Origin of the sequence: Streptomyces sp. NPDC048288, assembly GCF_043201555.1 — a bacterium.
In the GTDB taxonomy this organism is placed as follows: domain Bacteria; phylum Actinomycetota; class Actinomycetes; order Streptomycetales; family Streptomycetaceae; genus Streptomyces.
This window is the reverse complement of the sequence record NZ_JBICZD010000014.1, coordinates 41426-63094: the sequence shown is the minus strand read 5'-3', so window position 1 is coordinate 63094 and position 21669 is coordinate 41426. Positions and strand designations below refer to the sequence as shown.

At 72.6% G+C, this 21669-nt stretch carries 20 protein-coding genes; 16 read left to right on the top strand and 4 right to left on the bottom strand.

The genetic code is table 11. The features are described 5' to 3' along the window. Positions 1-16: 16 nt before the first annotated feature. Positions 17-2344, bottom strand: a complete 2328-nt coding sequence (locus ACGFZS_RS39605) for an ATP-binding protein (RefSeq protein ID WP_393799185.1) — start codon at positions 2342-2344, stop codon at positions 17-19. Between the two features lie 116 nt (positions 2345-2460). On the opposite strand from ACGFZS_RS39605, the gene folP reads away from it, so the two are divergent. Genes folP through ACGFZS_RS39575 form a run of 6 tightly spaced genes read left to right on the top strand, consistent with a single transcriptional unit; the run spans position 2461 to position 8795 of the window. Next, the gene (gene folP / locus ACGFZS_RS39600; protein WP_393799184.1) at positions 2461-3378 is read left to right on the top strand and encodes a dihydropteroate synthase; all 918 of its coding nucleotides are present in this window, start codon (positions 2461-2463) and stop codon (positions 3376-3378) included. After that, positions 3375-4892: an FAD-binding oxidoreductase gene (locus tag ACGFZS_RS39595; RefSeq protein ID WP_393799183.1), complete on the top strand. Its 1518-nt coding sequence runs from the start codon at positions 3375-3377 to the stop codon at positions 4890-4892. Before folP ends, ACGFZS_RS39595 begins: the two co-directional genes overlap by 4 nt. 48 nt (positions 4893-4940) lie before the next feature. After that, complete coding sequence (gene purU / locus ACGFZS_RS39590) at positions 4941-5870, top strand: formyltetrahydrofolate deformylase (RefSeq protein ID WP_393799182.1); 930 nt, start codon at positions 4941-4943, stop codon at positions 5868-5870. A 20-nt stretch (positions 5871-5890) separates the two neighbouring features. Next, positions 5891-7102 carry an FAD-dependent oxidoreductase gene (locus tag ACGFZS_RS39585; protein ID WP_393799181.1) on the top strand — a complete coding sequence of 404 codons (1212 nt, stop codon included), beginning with the start codon at positions 5891-5893 and terminating at the stop codon, positions 7100-7102. Continuing rightward, on the top strand, positions 7099-8022 hold the full coding sequence (locus ACGFZS_RS39580; protein WP_393799180.1) for an alpha/beta fold hydrolase: 924 nt from the start codon (positions 7099-7101) through the stop codon (positions 8020-8022). Before ACGFZS_RS39585 ends, ACGFZS_RS39580 begins: the two co-directional genes overlap by 4 nt. Positions 8023-8033: 11 nt before the next feature. Beyond that, positions 8034-8795, top strand: coding sequence for an SDR family NAD(P)-dependent oxidoreductase (locus tag ACGFZS_RS39575; protein WP_393799179.1), 762 nt, complete (start codon positions 8034-8036; stop codon positions 8793-8795). A gap of 67 nt (positions 8796-8862) precedes the next feature. Here ACGFZS_RS39575 and ACGFZS_RS39570 read toward each other — a convergent pair whose 3' ends face one another. From ACGFZS_RS39570 to folD, 3 genes are read right to left on the bottom strand one after another with little or no spacing between them, the layout of a single operon-like run. After that, positions 8863-9933 carry a maleylacetate reductase gene (locus ACGFZS_RS39570; protein ID WP_393799178.1) on the bottom strand — a complete coding sequence of 357 codons (1071 nt, stop codon included), beginning with the start codon at positions 9931-9933 and terminating at the stop codon, positions 8863-8865. Continuing rightward, positions 9930-10832 carry a dioxygenase gene (locus ACGFZS_RS39565; protein ID WP_393799177.1) on the bottom strand — a complete coding sequence of 301 codons (903 nt, stop codon included), beginning with the start codon at positions 10830-10832 and terminating at the stop codon, positions 9930-9932. The genes ACGFZS_RS39570 and ACGFZS_RS39565 overlap by 4 nt, the downstream gene beginning before the upstream one ends. Before the next feature lie 3 nt (positions 10833-10835). Continuing rightward, positions 10836-11693 carry a bifunctional methylenetetrahydrofolate dehydrogenase/methenyltetrahydrofolate cyclohydrolase FolD gene (gene folD / locus ACGFZS_RS39560; RefSeq protein ID WP_393799176.1) on the bottom strand — a complete coding sequence of 286 codons (858 nt, stop codon included), beginning with the start codon at positions 11691-11693 and terminating at the stop codon, positions 10836-10838. Positions 11694-11947: 254 nt separating this feature from the next. On the opposite strand from folD, the gene ACGFZS_RS39555 reads away from it, so the two are divergent. The 10 genes from ACGFZS_RS39555 to ACGFZS_RS39510 all read left to right on the top strand — a co-directional run bounded on the left by ACGFZS_RS39555 (position 11948) and on the right by ACGFZS_RS39510 (position 21632). Further along, a complete protein-coding gene (locus ACGFZS_RS39555; protein ID WP_393799175.1) occupies positions 11948-13390 on the top strand; it encodes a hypothetical protein in 1443 nt (480 codons plus the stop codon). Positions 13391-13479: 89 nt separating this feature from the next. Continuing rightward, positions 13480-14319: an SDR family NAD(P)-dependent oxidoreductase gene (locus ACGFZS_RS39550; protein WP_393799174.1), complete on the top strand. Its 840-nt coding sequence runs from the start codon at positions 13480-13482 to the stop codon at positions 14317-14319. Beyond that, the gene (locus tag ACGFZS_RS39545) at positions 14316-15263 is read left to right on the top strand and encodes a PDR/VanB family oxidoreductase (RefSeq protein ID WP_393799173.1); all 948 of its coding nucleotides are present in this window, start codon (positions 14316-14318) and stop codon (positions 15261-15263) included. Before ACGFZS_RS39550 ends, ACGFZS_RS39545 begins: the two co-directional genes overlap by 4 nt. Before the next feature lie 30 nt (positions 15264-15293). Then, on the top strand, positions 15294-16445 hold the full coding sequence (locus ACGFZS_RS39540) for a serine hydrolase domain-containing protein (protein WP_393799172.1): 1152 nt from the start codon (positions 15294-15296) through the stop codon (positions 16443-16445). A 13-nt stretch (positions 16446-16458) separates the two neighbouring features. Then, entirely contained in the window at positions 16459-17637 is a 1179-nt protein-coding gene (locus ACGFZS_RS39535) for a cytochrome P450 (protein WP_393799171.1), read from the top strand. Between the two features lie 73 nt (positions 17638-17710). Further along, positions 17711-18457: an SDR family NAD(P)-dependent oxidoreductase gene (locus tag ACGFZS_RS39530; RefSeq protein ID WP_393799170.1), complete on the top strand. Its 747-nt coding sequence runs from the start codon at positions 17711-17713 to the stop codon at positions 18455-18457. Between the two features lie 33 nt (positions 18458-18490). After that, positions 18491-18985, top strand: coding sequence for a nuclear transport factor 2 family protein (locus tag ACGFZS_RS39525; protein ID WP_393799169.1), 495 nt, complete (start codon positions 18491-18493; stop codon positions 18983-18985). A 10-nt stretch (positions 18986-18995) separates the two neighbouring features. Further along, positions 18996-19964 (top strand): NADP-dependent oxidoreductase, encoded by a 969-nt coding sequence (locus ACGFZS_RS39520; protein WP_393799168.1) that lies wholly within the window; start codon positions 18996-18998, stop codon positions 19962-19964. 191 nt (positions 19965-20155) lie between these two features. Next, entirely contained in the window at positions 20156-20905 is a 750-nt protein-coding gene (locus tag ACGFZS_RS39515) for a patatin-like phospholipase family protein (RefSeq protein ID WP_393799167.1), read from the top strand. Next, entirely contained in the window at positions 20892-21632 is a 741-nt protein-coding gene (locus ACGFZS_RS39510; protein ID WP_393799166.1) for a lysophospholipid acyltransferase family protein, read from the top strand. The genes ACGFZS_RS39515 and ACGFZS_RS39510 overlap by 14 nt, the downstream gene beginning before the upstream one ends. Positions 21633-21669 lie beyond the last annotated feature (37 nt).

Sequence of the window (21669 nt, the reverse complement as noted above, 5' to 3'; positions counted from 1 at the left end):
GCCTGGACCCACCGACTCAGCCGCGGCGCCCGCCGGCGGGCGACCCGGCGCTCGCGAGTGCGCGCTGCTCGGTCACCCACACGGCGATCTGCGCCCGCGAGGTGAATCCGAGCTTGCCGAGGATGCGCTGGACGTGGCCCTCGGCGGTGCGGGTCGAGATGACCAGGGCGGCGGCGATGTGCTTGTTGCCCTGGCCGTCGGCGACCAGCTGGGCGACCTCCCACTCCCGTCGCGACAGGGCGTCCGGCACCGCCGGGGCGGTGGCCGGTCCCGGGGCGGCCCGGCCGCCCGCGACGACCTCGGTGGCCTGCCCGAGCGTCAGCCCGCGGCCCTCCTCGACCAGGGCGGCGAACACGGCGTCGCCCAGCGCCTCGCGCACCTCGGGTACGTACTCCCGGCGCAGTCCGTCGAGCACGGTGAAGGCCGGGAAGCGATGCGTCTCCGCGGCGCCCATGAGCAGGGCCGCCTTGCGGTGCTCACCCGTCGCGGCGAGGACCAGGGCACCGCTCTGCACGCAGGAGCCCATGCCGAACCGGTCGTCGAACCGGCCGGCCAGCCGGGCGCTGGTCTCCTGCGCGACCCGGGCGTCGGCGTGGTTCCCGTGCCGCCACTCGGCGAGCGCGGTCGTCCACTGGATGTAGGCGAAGCCCCAGTTCTCGCTGACGGCTCCGGGCATGGCGAGGAACTCCTCGCAGTACCCGCGCCCGCGTTCCCAGTCGCCGCGCAGCGTCCACGCCATGGCCAGCAGGCACAGCGTCCGGCCGCTGCTCATCATGCTCCCCGCCGAGCGGAACGCCGCGAGCGCGCGGTCGAGTTTCCCGCAGGCGGCGACCAGGTCGCCGCGCTGGACGGCGAGGAGTCCCTCGACGAACCACAGGTGGCCGGTGGCGGTGGCATCCGTGAGGTGGCCGACGACCTCGTGGGAGGCGGCCAGCAGGTCGTCGGGACCGTCGCCGCCGACGACCGCGAGGTAGGCGGCGGCCGTCAGGGCGAGCGCCCGGCCGACGGTCGGCTCGGGGGGTGCGACGGCCAGCCCGCGGTCCAGCCATTCGCGGCCCTCGGCGACCAGTCCGGCCATCAGCCAGTGGTACCAGAGGGCCGCGGCGAGCCGGAGCCCGTCCTGCGCGGTGTCCTTGTCCTGGAAGCAGTACTCCAGTGCCGCGCGGAAGTTGGCGTAGTTGCCGCGAATCTGGCTGATCCAGTCCTGGGAGCGCTCGGTCAGCAGCCCGTCGGAGGCGCGCCCCGCGAGCCAGAGGCACCACTGGACGTGCCGGCCGCGCAGCCGCTCCCACTCGGTGGGGTCGGTCACCCGGCGGATCGCGTACTCGCGGAGCAGCCGGGGCAGCCGGTACCAGGACCCGCCGGGCCGCTCCTCGCGGACGAGCACGGACTTGTCGATCAGCCCCGCGACGAGGTCGAGCACCCGGTCCTCCGGGATCACGTCGTCGGTGCAGACGTGCTCGATCGCGGGCAGGCCGAAGGGGCCGGTGAAGACCGCCAGCCGGGTCCACAGGGTCTGTTCCTCCGGCGAGCACAGCGCATAGCTGGAGTCGACGAGGGCCTGGAGGGTGCGCTGCCGCTCGGGAGCGCCCCGGCGGCCCGTGACCAGCACCCGGTAGGCGTCTTCGAGCCGGTCGTCGAGTTCGTCGAGCGCGAGCACGTCGAGCCGGTCGGCGGCGAACTCGATGGCCATGGGCAGACCGTCCAGGCGTCGGCAGATGCGGGCGACCGCGGCCAGCCGGGCGTCGGACTCCAGGACGTCGGGCCGGACGGCGGCGGCCCGTTCGATGAACAGGGCGACCGAGTCGTACCCGGTCAGCGCGGCGGCCCCGGCCCCCGGCGCGTCGTCGGACGGCACCGGCAGCGGGCCCACGCTCACCACGGCCTCGCCCTCGACGTGCAGCGGGCGGCGGCTGGTGCTCAGCACCTTGAGACCGGGTGCGGCGCGCAGCAGCCGGGTGACCAGGCCCGCGCACGCGTCGACCACCCCGTCGCAGCCGTCGAGGAGCAGCAGCGCCTGCCGGCCGCGGAAGTGGTCGGCGAGGCGCTCCTCCACCGGCATGCCGCCGTCGTCGCGCAGGCCGAGGCCGAGCAGCACGGTGGACGGCAGGAGGGTGCCGTCGGTGAGGTCGTCGAGATCGATGAGCCAGGCCCCGTCGGGGAAGGCGCTCGCCACTTCGGCGGCCACCCGGCGGGCCAGCCGGGTCTTGCCGATGCCTCCGGTGCCGGTCGCCGTGACCGCCCGGTACCGCTCCAGCGATTTCTTCAGGGTGGGCAACTCCGCTCGACGGCCGACGAAACTCGTCACCTCCGCCGGCAGATTGCCTCGTTGCAGTCGTGCCACGCCCGCACCCTAACGAATTGTTTCAGCCAGATGAAGACTCCGGGTCGAACAACTTCGATTTTCCGGTACTTCCGGTACCGCAGAGGTTACGCCTCCGGGGAAGACAGGGGAAAGCAATGAAATTCCGGGGCCCGGCCGGCCTGCCGGTCACGGATCGCTGTCTGGTGATGGGAATCGTCAACGTGACGCCCGATTCCTTTTCCGACGGCGGGGAGTACGACGATCCGGCGCGCGCGGTCGAGCACGGGCTCGCGCTCGTCGCACAGGGCGCGGACCTCGTCGACGTGGGCGGTGAGTCCACCCGGCCGGCCGCGCCGCGCGTCCCCGAGCCGGTGGAGCTGGCGCGCGTGCTGCCGGTGGTCCGGGGGCTGGCCGCGAGCGGCGCCCTGGTCAGCGTCGACACGATGCGCGCGCGGGTGGCCGCGGCGGCCCTCGACGCGGGCGCCGTGCTGGTCAACGACGTCAGCGGCGGGCTCGCCGATCCGGACATGGCGCGCCTCGTCGCCGGGGCGGACGTGCCGTACGTCGCGATGCACTGGCGGGGGCACAGCGCGCGCATGCAGCAACGGGCCCGCTACGGCGATGTGGTCGCGGAGGTCGTGACCGAACTCGGCCTGCGCCTCGGCGCGCTCGTCGACGCGGGGGTGGATCCCGACCGTGTCGTGCTCGATCCCGGCCTCGGCTTCGCCAAGAACGCCGAGCACAACTGGGCGGTCCTCGGCCGCCTCCACGAGTTCCGCGCGCTCGGGCGGCCACTCCTGGTCGGCGCGTCCCGCAAGGCGTTCCTGGGCGCGCTGCTCGCCGACACCGGCACGCGCACTCCCCCGCCGCCGCACGCCAGGGACCGGGCCACGGCCGCCGTGTCCGCCCTCGCGGCGGCGGCCGGCGCCTGGTGCGTCCGGGTCCACGACGTGGCGGCCACCGCGGACGCGGTCCGCGTGGCACGGCAGTTCACCCGGTTCACCTCGACCACCCACCTCACCGCATCACCCGCACCTTCATCACCCGCACCTCTGAGAAAGGCACCGGCATGACGACGGTTCCCCACGGCACCACCCCGGCCGCGCTCGACAAGGCGCTCGCGGCCTTCACCGCCGAACTCGGCTCCGACGCCGTGATCGGCGAGCCGTCGGCCCTGCGCGAGTTCCGCGACCCGTACACCTACCTGGAGTCCGACGAGTTCGACGCCTCCGCCGCGCTGCTGCCCACCAGCACCGAGCAGGTCCAGGCCGTCGTCCGGATCGCCAACGAGTACGGCGTCCCGCTGTCCACCTTCAGCCAGGGCCGCAACAACACCTACGGCGGTTCCGCGCCGCGGCTGCGCGGCAGCGTCCTGGTCAACCTGCGGAACATGAACAAGGTTCTGGAGGTGAACACGGACCTCGCCTACGCGGTCGTCGAGCCCGGCGTGCGCTGGTTCGACCTCTTCGACGCGCTCCAGGCGGCCGGCGGCGACCTGTGGCCCTCCATCCCCGACCTCGGCTGGGGCAGTGTCATCGGCAACTCCCTGGAATACGGCATCGGTTACACGCCCTACGGCGACCACGCGCGCAACCTCTGCGGTCTGGAGGTCGTCCTGCCCGACGGCTCGCTGCTGCGCACCGGCATGGGCGCGATGGAGGGCAACGTGGCCCGGCACGTGTACCCGCACAGCTTCGGCCCCTCCTTCGGCGGGCTCTTCCAGCAGTCCAACCTCGGCATCGTGACCAACGCGGGCTGGTGGGTCATGCCCCGCCCCGAGACCTACGCGTCCTGCTGGGCCCGGTTCCGCGGCTACGACGCCCTCGGCAAGGTCGTCGACGCCCTGCGCGGCCTCATGCTCGACCGCACGATCGAGAGCCTGCCGCTGCTCAACCGGGGTCTGGAGATCGACGAGAGCGGCGCGATGTTCCTCGACCCCGAGGGCGAGGGCTGGTCGGCGCGGTTCGCCCTCTACGGGCGGGCGGCGATGGTCGACGCGCAGTACGCGGTCGTCGAGGAGACCCTGCGCGCGATACCGGGTGTGGAGGTGCTGCGCCGGACGTTCGACTCCACCGACCTCACCGGGCCGGCCAACCACGACGAGCGCGTCCAGCGCGGCATCCCCGACATGGACCTCCTCGACCCGAGGATGCTGCCCTACGGCGAGGTGACCGGCCACCTCGACTTCTCCCCGGTCGGGCCGAACACGGGCGACGCGGTGGTCCGCGTCGAGCAGCTCATCCGCTCGCTGTACGTCCGGCACGGCCACGTCCAGGTCAACGGCCTGTACCTGATGCCCCGCAGCGCGCTGCACATCAGCACCACGTTCTTCGACCCGCGCGACGAGGAACAGACCCGGTCCGTGTACGACGGCTACGCCGACCTGGTCAGGGAGGTCGCGGCGATCGGCTACGCGCCGTACCGCACCAACCTCCAGCACATGGACCTGGTCGCGGAGCAGTTCGGGTTCGGCGACCACGCCCAGCGGCGGCTGGCCGAGACCATCAAGGACGCCCTGGACCCGAACGGGATCCTCGCGCCGGGCAAGTCCGGGATCTGGCCGCGCCGACTGCGCGACCGCGTCTGACCCCGCCCCCACCCAAGACCCGAGAGTCAGCAAGTCAAGGAGCAAGTCATGCCCGTCGACGTGGCCGAAAGCAGGGACCAGGTCACCCGCCCCGCGCCGCAGTCCCCCTCCCCCGTCTCTTCCATGCAGGATCTCGGTCGGTTGCTCGTCAGCTGCCCGGACCGGCCCGGGGTGGTGTCCGCGGTGAGCACCTTCCTCGCCGAGGCCGGCGCCAACATCGTCTCGCTCGACCAGTACTCCACCGAGCCGGCCGGCGGCACGTTCGTGCAGCGCACCACCTTCCGGCTGCCCGGACTCGCCGCCGCCCGCGAGGAGTTCGAGCGGGAGTTCCGCGAGAGCGTGGCGGCCGACTTCGGGATGGACTTCCGGCTGAGCGAGGCGGCCCGGCCCAAGCGTGTCGCGATCATGGTGTCGAAGACCGACCACTGCGTCCTCGACCTGCTGTGGCGCAACCGGCGCGGCGAACTCGACATGACCGTGGCGATGGTGATCAGCAACCACCCCGATCTCGCCGACGAGATCCGCCCGTTCGGGGTGCCGTTCGTGCACATCCCGGCGACCCGCGAGAACCGCGCCGAGGCCGAGGAGCGCCAGCTGGAGCTGCTGCGCGGCAACGTCGACCTGGTCGTCCTCGCCCGCTACATGCAGATCATCACCCCGCGCTTCCTGGCCGAGGTCGGGGCGCCCCTCATCAACATCCACCACTCCTTCCTGCCCGCCTTCATCGGCGCGGCGCCCTACAAGAGGGCCAAGGAGCGGGGCGTGAAGCTCGTCGGCGCGACGGCGCACTACGTGACCGAGGACCTGGACGAGGGCCCGATCATCGACCAGGACGTCGTCCGGGTCGGCCACGAGCACACCACCGCCGACCTCGTACGCCTGGGCGCGGACGTCGAACGGGCGGTGCTGTCCCGGGCGGTGCGCTGGCACTGCGAGGACCGGATCGTCCGGCACGAGAACCAGACCATCGTCTTCTGAGCCCGCTGGGAGAAACGACAGTGACACAGCCATCCACCGACGTCCTCGTGGTGGGCGCGGGTCCGGTGGGCCTGCTCACCGCACTCGGGCTCGCCCGGTCGGGCCTGAGCGTGACCGTGCTCGAACGCGAGGCCGCCATCGGCGACTCGCCGCGGGCCATGACCTACCTGTGGTTCGTCCTCGACGGCCTCGACGAACTCGGCGTCCTCCCCGACATGGAGCGCGAGGGCCTGCGCTCCCTGGACGGGCTCACCCTGCGCGTCCCGCGCACCGGCGAGGTCGTCGAGTGGGGCAAGGTCTCCCTGGAGGAGATCACCGGCCGCTCCTACAACAACATCCACCTGGGCCAGGACCGGCTCGGCGAGATCGCCCTGCGCCGGCTGCGGGAGCAGTCCGGCGTCACGGTCCACTGGAACACCGGCGTCACCGGCCTAGTCCAGGACGAGGACGGGGTCCGCGTCACCGCCGAAGGCCCGGACGGACCCGCCGAGTTCACGGCCCGCTGGCTGGTCGGCACCGACGGCGCGAGCAGCACCGTCCGCAAGGCCCTGGGCCTCGGCTTCGACGGCCTGACCTGGCCGGAGCGGTTCGTGGCGACCAACGTCCGCTACCCGTTCGACGCGTACGGCTTCAACGACGCCAACATGGTCGTCGATCCCCGGTACGGCGCGGTCGTCGCGAAGATCGACGAGCGGGGACTGTGGCGGGTGACGTACGCGGAGGACGCGGCGCTCCCGGCCGAGAGCGTGCCGGACCGGCTGATCGCGTTCTTCGACGCCTTCCTGCCCGGCGACAAGGACTTCGAGCTGGTGCACCACTCGCCCTACCGGCTGCACCAGCGGTCGGCCGAGCGCTACCGGGCGGGCCGCGTCCTGCTGGCCGGTGACGCAGCGCACGCCACCAACCCGACCGGCGGCCTCGGGCTGACCTGCGGGCTGCTCGACCTGTTCGTGCTGTATCCGGCGCTGGCGGCCGTCGTACGCGGCGAGGCTCCGGCGGAGGTGCTCGACCGCTACGCCGAGGACCGGCGGCAGAAGTTCCTCGACGTCGCCTCGCCCATGGCCGGCGAGTTCAAGCGGCTCGTCTACCACTCGGCCGACCCCGAGCGGCTGGAGGCGGACCTGGCCGGGCCGCGGTCCGTGGCGGGCGACCCCGCGAAGGTGCGGGCCGCCCAGCTCGGCATGGCCCAGCTGCGCTCCCCGCGGCTCGTCCCCACCGGAGCGGCGTCATGAGCACCCGTGGCTTCCGCTGGATCGGCGCCTCCGCTCCCGGCGGCGCGATGTACGTCGAGTGGGAGAAGCCTGAGGGCCTCGGCTCGGCCACACCGATCGTGCTGGTGCACGGCGGCGGCGGTCAGGGCACCGACTGGCTCGCCACCCCGGACGGCCGTCCGGGCTGGGCACCCCTGCTGGTCGAACTCGGCTGGCCGGTGTACGTGGTCGACCGCCCGGGATACGGCCGGGCGGCCGGGGGCGCGGGCGCCGACCGCACCCCCGCTCCCCCTCGGGAGACGACCGCCGGCATCTTCGCCTCCGGCGCCGACCCCCGGCACACCCAGTGGCCGGGGCCGGGTGGTCCGGACGATCCCGCGGTCGTCCAGCTCACCGCGAGTTCGGCGGGCATCGCCCTGGACCAGGCCGCCGCCCAGCGGCACGACGGCGAACAACTGGTGCGGCTGCTGGAGGACATCGGCCCCGCCGTGGTCGTCACCCACTCCCTGGGCGCCCCCGCGGGCTGGCTCGCCGCGGCCAACCGACCGGACCTGGTGCGGGCCGTCGTGGCGATCGAACCGCCGGGACCGCCGTTCCTGGACGCCCCGCAGATCGGCCTGTCCCTCGGCTGGGGGCTCACCTCCGCGCCCCTGCCGTACGACCCGCCCGTCGACTCCCCTCAGGAGCTGACGGCGGCATCGACCCTGCCCGGGCTGAAGTACCTGCCCGTGGCCGTCGTCGAGGCCGAGGCGTCACCGCTCGGCGGCGGGGCGCGGGCCGTCGCGGAGTATCTGCGTGAGGTGGGTGCGCACGCCGACCACCTCCGTCTCGTGGACCACGAGGTCCGGGGCAACGGCCACGGCATGGTCCTCGAACTCAACCACCACGAGGTGCTCGACGTCGTCCTGACGTGGCTGGGCAGCCTCGACCTCCCCTCATGAAAGGCAGACCCATGGCGGACAGCCCGCAGGACATGACCGGCCGGGTCGCGCTGGTCACCGGCGCAGGCGGCGGCATCGGCCGCGCCACGGCCCTCGCCTTCGCCCGGCGCGGCGCGCAGGTCGCGGCGCTCGACATCGACGACGTCCAGGCGGCGCGGACCGTGGAGGAGGTCGGGAAAGCCGGTGGCACGGCTCAGGCGTTCCACGTCGACGTGTCGGACGCCACGTCCGTCGACGGTGCCGTCCGTGCCGTCGTCGAGCGCTTCGGACGGCTGGACTTCGCGCACAACAACGCCGGGGTCGAGGGCGAGGTGACACGGCTGGCCGACGTCACCGAGGCCGACTGGAACCGGGTCATCGGCATCAACCTCACCGGTGTGTGGCTGTGCCTGCGAGCCGAGCTCAAGGTCATGGCCGGGCAGGGCGGCGCGATCGTCAACACCGCCTCGGCCTCCGGACTGGTCGCGCGCCCCGGAGGGCTGTCCACCTACATCGCGAGCAAGCACGGGGTCGTCGGACTGACCAAGGCGGCGGCGGTGGACTACGCGGCGGACGGCATCCGGGTCAACGCGGTGCTGCCGGGCCCGATCGCGACGCCCTTCACCGCCGATCTGCCGCAGGAGGTCAAGGACCAGCTGCTGTCCCTGACTCCGATCCGCAGGTTCGCGGACCCGGAGGAAGTCGCGGAGGCCGTCGTGTGGCTGTGCAGCGACGCCGCGTCCTACATGGCCGGCGCGGCCCTCGCGGTGGACGGCGGTGTGGTCGCGTACTGACGCCCTGCGGAGACGCGTGACGGCCGGGTGCGGGACTCCCCGCACCCGGCCGCCGTTGTCCGTCCGGTCAGGCGGGCGCACCGCTCCAGGCGCGGTCGAGGAGCGCGCGCACGCTCTCCTCGTCCAGGGGGGCGGGGTTGGCGTACGGAGCGGACAGCGCCAGCCGGGCGGCCGTCGCCCCGTCCTCGCGGGCCAGCCCCAGGTCCCGCAGGTTCGTCGGGGCGCCGACCGAGTGGGCGAAGCGCCGCAGCCGTTCACCGGCGCCGGGACCGTCGGCCGCCCCCGCGTCGTCCAGTGCTCCCGCCACCACGGCGGCGGCCTCGGGTGCGGCCTGTTCGTTGTGGGCGAGCGCGTACGGCAGGACCACGGTGTGCGTCGGCGCGTGGGCGAGCCCGAAGCTGCCGCCGAGGACGTGGCAGAGCTTGTGGTGCAGCGACATGGTGGTGGCGTCCAGGCTCGTCCCGGACAGCCAGGCGCCGTACAGGAGTTGGGTGCGCGCCCGGGTGTCCAGGGCGGGGCGGGACAGCCCCCGTACGATCCGGCCTACGGCCTCCGTGGCCACCACGTCGGTCATCGGGGTGCGGTCCGGGGCGTAGAGCGCCTCCACGGCGTGGGCCAGCGCGTTGAAGGCGGAGGGGACGGCGAGCCCGGCGGGCAGGGAGGCGAACAGGGCGGGGTCGTAGAGCACGGTGCTCGGTGCGACCGCGGGGTCGCGGCCGGTGCGTTTGACGCCGTTCTCGGTCAGGCCCCACACCCGGGTCAGCTCCGAGCCGGAGTAGGTCGTCGGTACGGCGACGACCGGGATCCGCAGGGTGAGCGCGACGGCCTTGGCGAGTCCGGTCGCCGAGCCGCCGCCGACCGCTACGAGGCCGTCGGCGCCCGCCTCGGCGCACCGGGCCCGCGCCGCCTCGGCCTGCTCCAGGGGGACGTGCATGCGCGCGTCCCGGACGACCGCCACCTGGCGTGGACCGAGCAGTTCCGTCACGCGCGCCGCGTGCCGCGGTGCGGCGATCGCCATCACCCGGGTCAGGCCGAGCCGGTCCGTCTCGGCCGGCAGGTCGGCCAGCGCGCCCTCGCGGAAGACCACCCGGAGCGCGCGCTGCTCGTGGACGAAGCCGTCCTTCGGGAGGTCCGTCATCCGCGTGCCTCCGCCGCGCGCAGGGTGATGTCGACGTGGGCGTGCCGGAACGGGACGGGCAGGCCGTACGCGGCGGCCACCACCGCGTCGGTCACCTCGTCGAAGTCGAGCACCAGGCTCTCCTTCACGCCGAACACCGCGTCGGAGTCGAGGTAGTCCGAGCCCGCGACGAACACGTGGGTGGTCAGCGGGCGGTGGCCTTCCGCGCCGACGATGAAGTGGATGTGGGCGGGCCGGTAGGGGTGGCGTGCCGTGGCCTCCAGCAGTTGGCCGACCGGGCCGTCGTCGGGGATCGGGTAGGCCGCCGGGAGGATCGTACGGAAGCGGAAACGGCCCGCCTCGTCACAGGTGAACAGGCCCCGCAGATTGCGGTCGGGTACCTCGCCGGGGCGCTGGACGTCGTAGAAGCCCTTCTCGTCGGCCTGCCAGACGTCGACGAGGGCACCGCCGAGCAGTGCCCCGTCGGGGCCGCGCACCTCGCCGGTGATGAGTGTGGGTGTGCCGCCCTCGGCGAGGGAGATCGACTCCCCGAGGGCCCGTGGTGGCGAGTCGACCATGTGGAACGGCCCGAGCACCGTCGACTCGGTCGCGGAGGCCTGGCCGGGGCCCGCGTGGTCGAGCGAGTCGACGAGCATCGACATGCCGAGGACGTCGGAGAGCAGCTGGAACTCCTGGCGCACGTCCGTGCAGGCGTGGCCGGTCCGGGTCAGGAAGTCGATCGCGGTGTCCAACTCGGCCTGGGTGAGGTCGACTTCCTTGGCGAAAGCGTGCAGATGGGCCACCAGCGAGGTGAGCACGGTGCGCAGCCGGGGATCCGGGGTGTCGCGGAAGGCCTCCGTCACGACCTGCGCCGAGCGCTCGGCGGAGAACAGGGGGCGGCTCGGGGGTGCGGGTGTCATGGGTCAGTCCCTCGGGTCGGCGGCGGTTGCGGCCGCCAGGGTGTTGGCGAGCAGCATGGCGATGGTCATCGGGCCGACCCCGCCGGGCACCGGGCTCAGCAGTCCGGCGACCTCGGCGACCGGTCCGGCGTCGACGTCCCCGAGCAGGCCGTCCGGTCCGCGGTGGATGCCGACGTCGATCACGGTGGCCCCGGGGGCGACCGCGTCGGCGCCGATGATCCCGGGCTTTCCGGCCGCCACCACGAGGATGTCGGCCTGGCGGCACACCCGGGCCAGGTCACGGGTGCGCGAGTGGCAGACGGTGACGGTGGCGTCGCGCTGGAGCAGCAGCCGGGACATCGGCTGGCCGACGAGGACGGAGCGGCCCACGACGACGGCGTTCGCGCCGGTCAGGGGGACCTCGTAGGCGTCGAGCATCCGCATCACCCCGGCCGGGGTGCAGGGGCGCAGCCCGGGACGGCCCTGGGCGAGGAGCCCGGCGCTGGCCGTGGTCAGGCCGTCGACGTCCTTGGCCGCCGGGATGCGCTCGATCAGCGCCTGGGCGTCCAGGTGGGCCGGCAGCGGCAGCTGGAGCAGGATGCCGGACACCGTGGGGTCGGCCGCGAGTGCGTCGATCAGCTCGGCGACCTCCGTCTGCCCGGCGGTCGCGGGGAGCCGGCGGTGCAGGTCGAGCATGCCGGCCTGGACGCACTGGCGGCGCTTGTTGCGGACGTACACCTCCGACGCGGGGTCGTCGCCGACGAGCACGGTGGCCAGGCCGGGCGCGCTGCCGCCGGCCGCCTGGTGGGCGGCGACGCCCTTGGCGACCTCCTCGCGGACCCGGCGGGCCAGTGCGGTGCCGTCGAGTTTTCCTGCCGTCATGCGTCGACCTCCGTGGTGTCCCGGGCCGGAGCAGCGCTGCCTGACTTTGTCTGAAAGCTGCTAGCCGACCGTTTCTGTCGCGCACGCTAACCGATCGGATACGCCCTCCGGCGGGTGCAGGTACCTCGAACACGTAGTTCTGCCCTATGGCGGCGGCGGCCCCCGGCCGCAGCATCCACGGAGCTTCTCCCGGAGAAGAGCCGCCGCCCGGTGCCGACTACAGCGTCGTACCGCACCGATCAGAGAGGTTCACCATGGCCGACACGCCGCAGATGCCGCAGCTTCCGACCTTCCCCCATTCGCCCTTCGTCCCCTACGACCCGATCGTGCAGTTCTACGAGTGCGCGGCCTGGGCCTTCGGCGGTGACGCGGAGGCCTGGGAGTACACGGGATGGCGCGACGAGACGCTGGCCTCGACGACGACCGCCTCCCTGCACGGTCATCTCAACCCCTCGCCCACGCTGCGGCTGACGGGACCCGACGCGCTGGAGTTCCTGTCCGGCGTGTGCGTGAACAGCTTCGCCAACTTCCGCGTCGGCGCGTCCCGGCACGCGATCATGACCGACGAACTGGGCCGGGTCGCCGCGCACGGGATGCTGCTGCGGCTGGCCGAGGACGACTTCATCACCTACTGGCTGTCGCCCTACCTCACCTACCGGCTCAGCCACCGCCCCGACCTCGACGTCACCGCCGAGGACCTCACCGGGCAGGTGTTCCTCTTCCAGCTCAGCGGCCCGCGGTCGCTGGAGGTGCTGGAGGGCGCGGCCCAGGAGAACCTGCACGACGTCAGGTTCCTGCGCCACCGGACGGCCACCGTCGCCGGCACGGAGGTCCGGGTGATCCGGATCGGCATGTCGGGCACCCTCGCCTACGAGGTGCACGGGCCGGTGGAGCAGGCGATCCCGGTCTACGAGGCGCTGATGGCCGCCGGTGAGGAGTACGGGATCCGCCGGATGGGCGTGCAGGCCTACATGTGCCAGCACACCCAGGGCGGCTTCGGGCAGGCGTACTACCACTTCCCGCTGCCCTGGGGCGAGGACGAGGAACTGGCCGAGTTCTTCGCGGGGCTCGGCTTCCCGCCGATCGGCAAGTTCCTGCGGCTGCACGGCAGCGCCGGTGAGGACATGGCGCGCCGCTACCGCAGCCCGTACGAGCTGGGCTGGGGGCACATGGTCAGGTTCGACCACGACTTCGTCGGCCGTGCGGCCCTGGAGCGGGAGGCCGCCGCGAACGCGCGGACCATGGTCACCCTGGTGTGGAACCCCGAGGACATCGCCGACGTGTACCTGTCGCAGTTCCGCAAGGGCGAGGAACACCCGGAAATGAACATGCCCAACCACTTCATGTACGAGGTCGGTGACCGCGAGCACCTGCAGAGCCTGTGGGCGGACCGGGTGCTGGTGGGCGGGCGGGACGTCGGGACGTCGTCCGGGCGCTGCTTCAGCGCGCACTCCGGCGAGATGCTCTCGCTGGCCACGGTCGAGACCGCGGTCGCGGCGGAGGGCACCGAGGTCGTCGTGGTGTGGGGCGATCCCGGGACCCGGCAGAAGGAGATCCGCGCGACCGTCGCCCGCTTCCCCTACCTCGTGGAACCGGCCCGCAACGAGCACGTCGACGTGTCCGGGATCCCCAGCCGCTTCCCGGCGCGGGCAGCCGGGACGGCACCGGCGGGCGAGGCGCGTACCGCGAACGCGTAGTTCTGCGCTACGGCGCGGCGCGGCACGAACCGAGGATCGATCCACCCCCGGCCAGGGACGGCCGGTCGGGTGCGGACGGAAGGAAGACGATGAAGTCGTTGCGGGGCAAGGTCGCCGTCGTGACAGGAGCCGCCAGCGGGGTGGGTCTGGGCCTGGCCGAGAGGTTCGCCGAGGAGGGGATGAAGGTCGTCCTCGCCGACATCGAGGAGGCGCCTCTCCAGGCGGCGGCCGAGCGGATCCGCGCGCGGGGCGCCGAGGCGGTCGCGGTGCGCACCGACGTCAGGTTCGAGGAGGACGTCCGGCGGCTCGCGGACGCGGCCGTGGCGGCGTTCGGCGGGGTGCACGTGCTCTGCAACAACGCCGGTGTCGAGACGGGCGGGGAGTTCTCCGACGTTCCGGCGGAGAGCTGGAAGTGGGTGCTCGACGTCAATCTGTGGGGCGTCATCCACGGGTGCCGGGTCTTCCTGCCGCTGCTGCGGCAGCAGGAGGAGGCGCACATCGTGAACACCGGTTCCGGCTCCTCCTTCTCCGCCGCGCTGCCGGCCTTCGCGCCTTATGCCACCTCGAAGTTCGCGGTCCTCGGGCTCACCGAGAGCCTGGACATGGAACTGCGGGCCAACGGCGAACCGGTGCGGGTGTCGTTCCTGTCGCCGATCGCCAAGACCCGGATGCCCGACGCGGAGCGCAACCGCCCGGAGGGCGTTCCCTCCAGCGCGGGCAACGCCGTGCACGACCAGGTCCTGGACACCATCCGCAAGGTCACCGCGCAGATCGGGCTCGAGCCCGCGGAGGTCGCCGAGATGGTCGTCCGGGCCCTGCACGACGAGCGGTTCTTCGTCGTCGTACGGCCGGAGGACTCCGTGGCCGCCCTGGAGCAGCGCATCGCGTGGCTCAAGGGTGGCCCGGCCACCGAGCAGGCCAGGGCATGACCACCACGCCGTCGCTGCGGCTGCGGGTGCGGACCCGGTTCCGCGCCTCGGCCACGGTCGCCGGGTTCGTCCTCGAACATCCCGAGGGCCACGAACTGCCGTCCTGGGAGCCCGGTGCGCATGTGACCGTGCACCTGCCGACGGGGATCGAACGGCAGTACTCGCTCTGCGGGGACCCCGGCGACCGCGCCTCGTACCGGATCGGAGTGCTGCGGGAGCCGGACGGACGCGGTGGCTCGGCGTGGATGCACGCGCGGCTCCACGAGGGTGACGACGTCACGGTCACCGGCCCCCGCAACCACTTCGAGCTGGTCGACCGGGGCACCGGGCACCACTTCCTGGCGGCCGGGGTCGGCATCACCCCGATCCTGCCGATGGTCCGGCATTGCGAAGAGCGCGGTACGGACTGGCGGTTGACGTACCTGGGCCGGTCCCGTGAGTCGATGGCCTTCCTGGACGAACTGGCACAGCTGCCGGGCGGTCGCGTGCACGTGCACGCCGACGACGAGTCCGGCGCCGCCGACCTCGGCAAGCTCCTCGCGTCCGGCGACGACGACCGCCTCGTCTACGCCTGCGGGCCGGAGGGACTGCTCCGGGCCGTCGAGTCGGTCATGGCGGTCCGGCCGCCCGGTGCCCTGCGCGTCGAGCGGTTCGCACCCCAGGAGTCGGCCCCCGGACGGCCGTTCACCGTGACCTTTGCGAGCTCCGGCGTCACCGCCGAGGTGCCCGCGGACGCGTCGATCCTCGACGTGGCGCAGGAGCACGGCATCCCGGTCGAGTACTCGTGCCGTGAGGGAACGTGCGGCACCTGCGAGACGGCGGTCCTCGGCGGCCGTCCGGACCACCGGGACTCGGTCCTCTCCCCGGAGGAGCGGGAGTCCGGCGAGACGATGCTGATCTGCGTCTCCCGGTCGCTGACCCCCGGCATCGAACTCGATCTGTAGCACGCACACACTCAGGAGAGCCGCATACTCATGGGCCAGCAAAGTTTCGCTCCGGATCGTCTCGTCCGCTTCTGCGAGGTCGTGGAACGCGACGTGGAGTCCGGGCTCTACCACGGGGGTGCCTTCCGGATCGCGCGGGGCGGGCGGACCGTCCTCGACGTCGCGATCGGCTTCGGCGACGCGGAGCGCACGGTCCCGCTGCGGACCGACTCGGTCTTCTCCGTCTTCTCGGTCACGAAGGCGTTCGTCAACGTCCTGGTCCTGCGGGCCGTGGAGCAGGGCCTGTTCGGGCTGACGACGAAGATGGCCGACCTGGTGCCCGAGTTCACCGGCGCGCCCCGGGACCGGGCCACCGTCCTGCACTTCCTCACCCACACCACCGGCATGCCCGGCGTGTGGGAGCCGAAGCCCGGGGTGCCCTGGGACCGCCTCGACGAGACGGTCGCCGCGGTGTGCGACCTCGTCCACGGCACCAGCGAACCCGGCACCCGCTGCGACTACGCGCCCATGGCCAACCACGCCCTGCTCGCCGCGGCCCTGGTCCGCACCGACCCGCAGGGACGCGCCGTCGCGGAGATCCTCCGCCAGGACCTCTTCGAGCCCCTGCGCATGTCGGACACGCATCTCGGCGTCCCCGCCGCGGCCAAGCACCGGCACGTCGTCCCGGACATGCGCGGGGTGATCCCGATCCGGGTGCTGTCCCACGAGAACGAGGACGACTTCGGCCTCTTCACCGCCGAGCACAACGAAAGCGTGTGGGCGGGCGCGTCGTCCACCTCGGCCGATCTGTTCCGCTTCGCCGAGATGCTGCGCGGCGAGGGCACCGTCGACGACGTACGGATCCTCTCCCCGCGCACGGTCCGACTCGCCCGCCAGGTGTGGACCGAGGACCTGCCCAACGAGCTGTACAAGGCCGTCGCCCTGCGCGCCGGCTACCCGGCGCCGCCCGCCTACATGGGCCTGGGCTTCAACGTGCGCGGCCCCCGGATCGTCAACCACCAGCTCGGCACGCTGACCACGCCGGAGACCTTCGGCAACTACGGCGCGGGCAGCATGGTGTTCTGGATCGACCCGGCCCTCGACATCACGTTCGTCGGCATGACCGCCGGTCTGCTCCCCCAGGCCCGCAACATCGAACGTTTCGAACGACTCGCCGACATCGTCGTCGGCGCCGCACTGTGACGGGGAGCAGCCGATGACCACCACCGACCTCCCGTGGATCACCGCGGGCAGCACCGACCTGCGCGAGCTCGAAGAGGCCCGGGACCGGAGCTGGATCGCGCGCAGCGACCGGGGCTACGAAGTCCTGCGGTACGGCCCCGGCCTGGGCGTCCTGGAGCACCCAGGGCTCCTCAAGGGCCCGTCGTTCCTCAAGCGACTGGACGACCTGGGCATCGTCGACGGCGAGATCCGCAGGCGCTGGAACCAGGTCGTCACCACCACCGAGGGCGACCAGCGCAAGCGGATGCGGGTGCCGCTGGCGAAGCTGCTGCGGCCGATGCAGATCTCGAAGCTGCGGGACACGGTGCGCGGGATCGTCCACGACGTCCTCGACGAGATCGACGATCCCACCGAGGTGGACCTGCTCCAGGCGCTGGCCTGGAAGATCCCCTCCCGGGTCTACTGCCACCTGGTGTCCGCGCCGGTGGAGCTGGCGCCCACCATCGCCCGGCTCTCGGACAGCGTGCTCGGCCCGCTGCTCACCAACGACCACGCTCGCAGGCAGGAGTTCGTCGACACCTTCTGGGAGGGGCTCGCCTTCGTCCGCGAGCACATCGACGCCCGCCGCTCGAACCTCGGCGACGACTTCACCTCGGCCATGATCCGGCAGCAGCTCGCCGGTGACCTGACCGAGGAGGAACTGCACGCCGAGGCCCTCGCCATCCTCCAGGCGAGCATCGACAACACCGTCCACCAGACGGCCATCGCCTTCGGCAAGCTCCTCGAAGAGCCGTCCCGCTGGCAGGACGTCGTCGGCGACCCGGCGAGGATCCCGGCCGCCACCGAGGAGGCGATCCGGCTGCGGCCCCGCTTCAACACGATCTTCCGGCTGGCCGCCGAGGACGTGGAGATCGACGGGTTCCCGATCGAGGCCGGCTCCTGGGTGTACGTCTCGGTGCGCGCCTCGCAGCGCGACCCCGAGGTGTTCGACGCCCCCGGGACCTGGCGGCTCGACCGCCCGGCCGTACGCCCGATGATGTTCGGCGCGGGCCCCTACAACTGCCTGGGCCAGCACCTCGCCCGGCTGGAGATCAACGAGGCGGTCCTCGCGGTCGCCCGGCGGTTCCCCGGGCTGCGGCTCACGGAGGACTGGACGACCCGTGAGACCAACGCGATCACCGAGGTCACCGGGCTCCGGGTCGCCCTCGTCTGAACCGAATCCCCCTGCCCCGGCCCTTCCCCTTCCCTTTCCCCTTTCCCTGAACGACTTCCGAAGGAAGCGAGCCATGCCCCCCACTCAGAGAGTCGCCGTCGTCACCGGTGCCGGCCGTGGCATCGGACGTGCCGTGGCGGCGCGACTGGCCCAGGACGGCTACCACGTCGTGGCCGCGGACCGTGACGCCGAGGGCGCCCGGGAGACCGCCGAGGCGGTGTGCGGCACCGGCGGAGCGGCCGAGGCCCTGGTCCTGGACGTCACCGACCGGGCGGCCGTCCTGGCCGCGTTCGGCGCGCTCCGGCAGCGGCTGGGGCGGGTGGACGCCCTCGTGAACAACGCCATGTGGATCTCGTACGCGCCCCTGGTCGACTTCGACGAGGACACCGTCGACGGCATGTTCGGGATCGGGGTGAAGGCGTCGATCTGGACCATGCAGGCGGCCGTCCCGCTCATGCGGGCGCAGGGCGGTGGCGCGATCGTCAATCTCTCCTCCCCCGCCGCCGTGCGCAGCGTGCCCGGTGGCGCGCTGTACGCGGCGGTGAAGGGTGCCGTCACCAGCCTCACCCTCCAGTCGGCGGGTGAGCTGGGCCGGGACGGCATCCGGGTCAACGCGGTGATGCCCGGGTCGGTGCCGACCGACGGGGCCCGTGCCGTGGTCGACGAGGCGGGCTTCCGGCTCCGCATGTCCCGTACCCCGGTGGGCCGCCTGGGCCGCCCGCAGGACATCGCCGCCGCCGTCGCGTTCCTCCTCTCCCCCGACGCCGCGTTCGTCAGCGGGCACGTGCTCGCCGCGGACGGCGGTTTCCTCGTCACCTGAGCCGACAACACCCTCCCTGACAGGAGCCACACCATGATGAGCCGCGAAGAGATGTGTGCCCGCCTCGACATCACCGATCTGTACGCGCGCTACGTGCACGCCGTAGACAAGAGCGACTACGCCACCCTGGAACAGCGCGTCTTCGTCACCGACACCTCCTTCGACATGTCCGACGCCGGCGGCCCGGTGCTGTCCTGGACCCAGGTCAAGGAGTCCGACTTCATGGGCGGCTGGGGTTTCCAGCACTTCTTCCACATCACCTCGAACCTCCAGATCGACTTCGAGGACGACGGGAACTCCGCCAGGACCCTCTCCACGACCTTCAACCCCTGGGCGACCGTCGACGCCGAGGGCGGACACCGGCTCTACCACGTCCACGGGCGCTACCACGACAAGGTCGTGCACACCGCCGACGGCTGGCGGATCGCGAGCCGCCGCTGGGAGAACGGCTGGGTCAGCGGCTGGCCCGCGGGCGAGTTCCGGGTCCTCAGCGACATGACGGAGCTCTCGGCGGGCGGATCCCGATGAGCAACCACGTGTGGGTGTGGCCGAGCGGTCCACCGGCGCCTACGACCCCGGGTGCCTGCGCTGGGAGGAACGCGACGTACCCGAGCCGGCGGACGGTCAGGTCCTGGTGAGGACCACCCTTCTCTCCATCGACCCGACCTCGCGCAACTGGCTCAAGCTCGACCCCGACACGACGTACATCCCCCTGGCGGTCGGTGACGTCATGATCGGCGTGGCCGTGGGAGAGGTGGTCGAGTCGCGCGCCGAGGGGTTCGCGCCCGGTGATCTGGTCAGCGGCCTGTGGGGCTGGGGCGAATACGCGCTCGCCTCGCCGCAGTTCATCCAGCGCCATGAGCGTGACGACCGGATCCCGGAGGAGGCGTACCTGTCCGTCTTCTCCCACGTCGGACGGGCAGCCGCGATCGATCTCCTGGAGATCGGCAAGCTGCGGCCGACGGACACGGTCGTCGTGTCCGCGGCGGCCGGCGCGACCGGGTCACTCGTGGTGCAGATCGCCAAGGCGAAGGGCTGCCGGGTGATCGGCATCGCCGGCGGGGAGCGCAAGTGCCGGTTCCTCGTCGAGGAACTCGGCGCCGAGGTCATCGGGGAGGCGATCGCGGAGAAGTGCCCCGAGGGCGTCGACCTCTTCTTCGACAACGTCGGCGGCCCCGTCCTCGACGCCGTACTCGCGAACATGGCCTGGAACTGCCGGATCGTGGTCTGCGGCGCGATGTCCCAGTACGACCTGCCGGGCCCCGAGGACGCCTACGGCTGCACCAACCTCCCCCTCCTCCTGTACAAGTGCGCCCGCATGGAGGGATTCGTGGCCGCGGCCTACGCCGAGCGCTACCAGGAGTTCGACGACCTCCTGCGCCCCCTGTACCTCGACGGTTCCCTCACCGCCCGCTCCCACATCGTCGAAGGCCTCGTCCACGCACCGGAGTCCATCTCACTTCTGCTGGAGGGCGGAAACGACGGGAAGCTGATGGTGCGGGTGTAGCGGCGGGGAGGACCACGCCAGGCGATAGTCTACTATCGAACCGATAGGAGACTATCGAACGCGCCGTCGAGTCGGTGAGTGGCGAGCCACTCGCGTGAGGAAGAGGACAGTCTGTGGATGCGCCCCGCACGGATACGTCTGCAGAGGCCGCGAGCGGCCCAGGACCGGGAACTCCCGAGGTCTGGGGCCTCGTGCTCTCCAGCGGGGCGGCCCGGGGAGCCGCGCATGCCGGCGCCCTGCTGGCGCTGGCCGAGTACGGGTTCGACGCGGAGATCGTCGTGGGGACGAGCGTGGGGGCGCTCATCGGCGGTGCGTGGGCGGCAGGACTGTCGGCGGCCAAGATCGCCGAGCGCATCGAGGTCGCGACGTGGTCGGACTTCGGCAGCCTCCGGCCCAGCCGGCGGATCTCGCTGATCGAGACGACCGCGCTGCGGGCGAACCTGCACTGGATCTTCCAGCGCCGGGACATCGACGAGTTGCCGCGCCGGTTCGCGGCCGTGGCGACCGATGTGCGCACCCGTCGGGCGGTCCTGCTGGACCGGGGCCCGGCCGCCACGGCGGTTCAGGCGGCGGTCGCCGTCCCCGGTGTGTTCCCGCCGGTGCGCGTCGGCGACCAATTGCTCGTCGACGGCGCGTTCAACTCGCAGCTGCCGGTCTGGGCCGCACACCGGCTCGGTGCCACGCGGACGATCGGCATCCGGCTGCGTGCACCGTCCTCCCGGGGCGGCCGGTCGGCGCTTCAGCGCGCGGTGCTCCCGCCGGCGGAGGTCGTCCAGCCCGACATCGAGATCGTCGTCGACACCGACGGACACTCCTCGTGGTCGTCACGGGACGTGCCCCGGCTGATGGCCCTCGGACACGACGCCGCCTGCCGCCAACTCCGGTCGTACGCCCGGGAACTGGACCTCTCACCGAACCGGGCCGCCGGTGTCCGGCACTGAGACGGCGCGCCCGGAGCCCGCTGCTCCCGAGGCCGGACCAACGCGGGACGTCGACCCGTTCGACGGTCCTGTCGCCCGGGTGCTGCGACGCGGTGCCGGCGCCCTGATCGCGCTCGGTGTCCGGGGCGTCGCCCGGCTGGAGCTCTCCGGGCTCGCCGACTGCGGTGACCTGGGCAGGGGCCCCTTGATCGTCGTCAATCACCGCAGCTTCCTCGACCCGCTGGTCGTCGTGACCCTGTGCCGCAGGCACGGCGTCTGGCCGTACACCTTCGCCCGGGAGGACTTCTTCGACAGGCCCCTGAACCGCACGGTGCTCCGTCTGCTTCGCGGGATACCCGCCCTGCGGGGGCGCGCGGCCCTGGGCGGACTGCGGCGGGCCGAGCGCCTGCTCGCGCACGGCCAGGTCGTGGTGATCGCCGCGGAAGGGCGCATCGTGCCCGGTCACGAGCGTTCCGACGGCGTCGGTGAACTCCGGGGCGGGGCGGCCTGGCTGGCGCACCGCGCCGCCGTCCCCGAGGTGGTGGTGCTCACCCTGACCGGAACGGACGACGTGTGGCCGGTCGAACGCGGACTACCCCGGTGGCCTCGGTGGCCCCGGTGGAAGGCGCCGGGGCGGCCGACCGTCACCGTTCGCGCCCGCCGCATCACCCTCGCGCCGGGCGCGCGCGGCCATGCGATCACCACCGCCGTCCGCGCGACGATGTCCGAACTCATCGACGGCTCCTGACCGTCACCGAGCCGGGCCCGGTGCCGGGCCCGACTCG

Excerpts from the sequence above, each read along its gene's own strand:
- folP (WP_393799184.1), top strand. The coding sequence starts at position 2,461 with ATGAAATTCCGGGGCCCGGCCGGCCTGCCGGTCACGGATCGCTGTCTG.
- ACGFZS_RS39595 (WP_393799183.1), top strand. The coding sequence starts at position 3,375 with ATGACGACGGTTCCCCACGGCACCACCCCGGCCGCGCTCGACAAGGCG.
- purU (WP_393799182.1), top strand. The coding sequence starts at position 4,941 with ATGCCCGTCGACGTGGCCGAAAGCAGGGACCAGGTCACCCGCCCCGCG.
- ACGFZS_RS39580 (WP_393799180.1), top strand. The coding sequence starts at position 7,099 with ATGAGCACCCGTGGCTTCCGCTGGATCGGCGCCTCCGCTCCCGGCGGC.
- ACGFZS_RS39575 (WP_393799179.1), top strand. The coding sequence starts at position 8,034 with ATGGCGGACAGCCCGCAGGACATGACCGGCCGGGTCGCGCTGGTCACC.
- ACGFZS_RS39570 (WP_393799178.1), bottom strand. The coding sequence starts at position 9,933 with ATGACGGACCTCCCGAAGGACGGCTTCGTCCACGAGCAGCGCGCGCTC.
- ACGFZS_RS39565 (WP_393799177.1), bottom strand. The coding sequence starts at position 10,832 with ATGACACCCGCACCCCCGAGCCGCCCCCTGTTCTCCGCCGAGCGCTCG.
- folD (WP_393799176.1), bottom strand. The coding sequence starts at position 11,693 with ATGACGGCAGGAAAACTCGACGGCACCGCACTGGCCCGCCGGGTCCGC.
- ACGFZS_RS39555 (WP_393799175.1), top strand. The coding sequence starts at position 11,948 with ATGGCCGACACGCCGCAGATGCCGCAGCTTCCGACCTTCCCCCATTCG.
- ACGFZS_RS39550 (WP_393799174.1), top strand. The coding sequence starts at position 13,480 with ATGAAGTCGTTGCGGGGCAAGGTCGCCGTCGTGACAGGAGCCGCCAGC.
- ACGFZS_RS39545 (WP_393799173.1), top strand. The coding sequence starts at position 14,316 with ATGACCACCACGCCGTCGCTGCGGCTGCGGGTGCGGACCCGGTTCCGC.
- ACGFZS_RS39540 (WP_393799172.1), top strand. The coding sequence starts at position 15,294 with ATGGGCCAGCAAAGTTTCGCTCCGGATCGTCTCGTCCGCTTCTGCGAG.
- ACGFZS_RS39535 (WP_393799171.1), top strand. The coding sequence starts at position 16,459 with ATGACCACCACCGACCTCCCGTGGATCACCGCGGGCAGCACCGACCTG.
- ACGFZS_RS39530 (WP_393799170.1), top strand. The coding sequence starts at position 17,711 with ATGCCCCCCACTCAGAGAGTCGCCGTCGTCACCGGTGCCGGCCGTGGC.
- ACGFZS_RS39525 (WP_393799169.1), top strand. The coding sequence starts at position 18,491 with ATGATGAGCCGCGAAGAGATGTGTGCCCGCCTCGACATCACCGATCTG.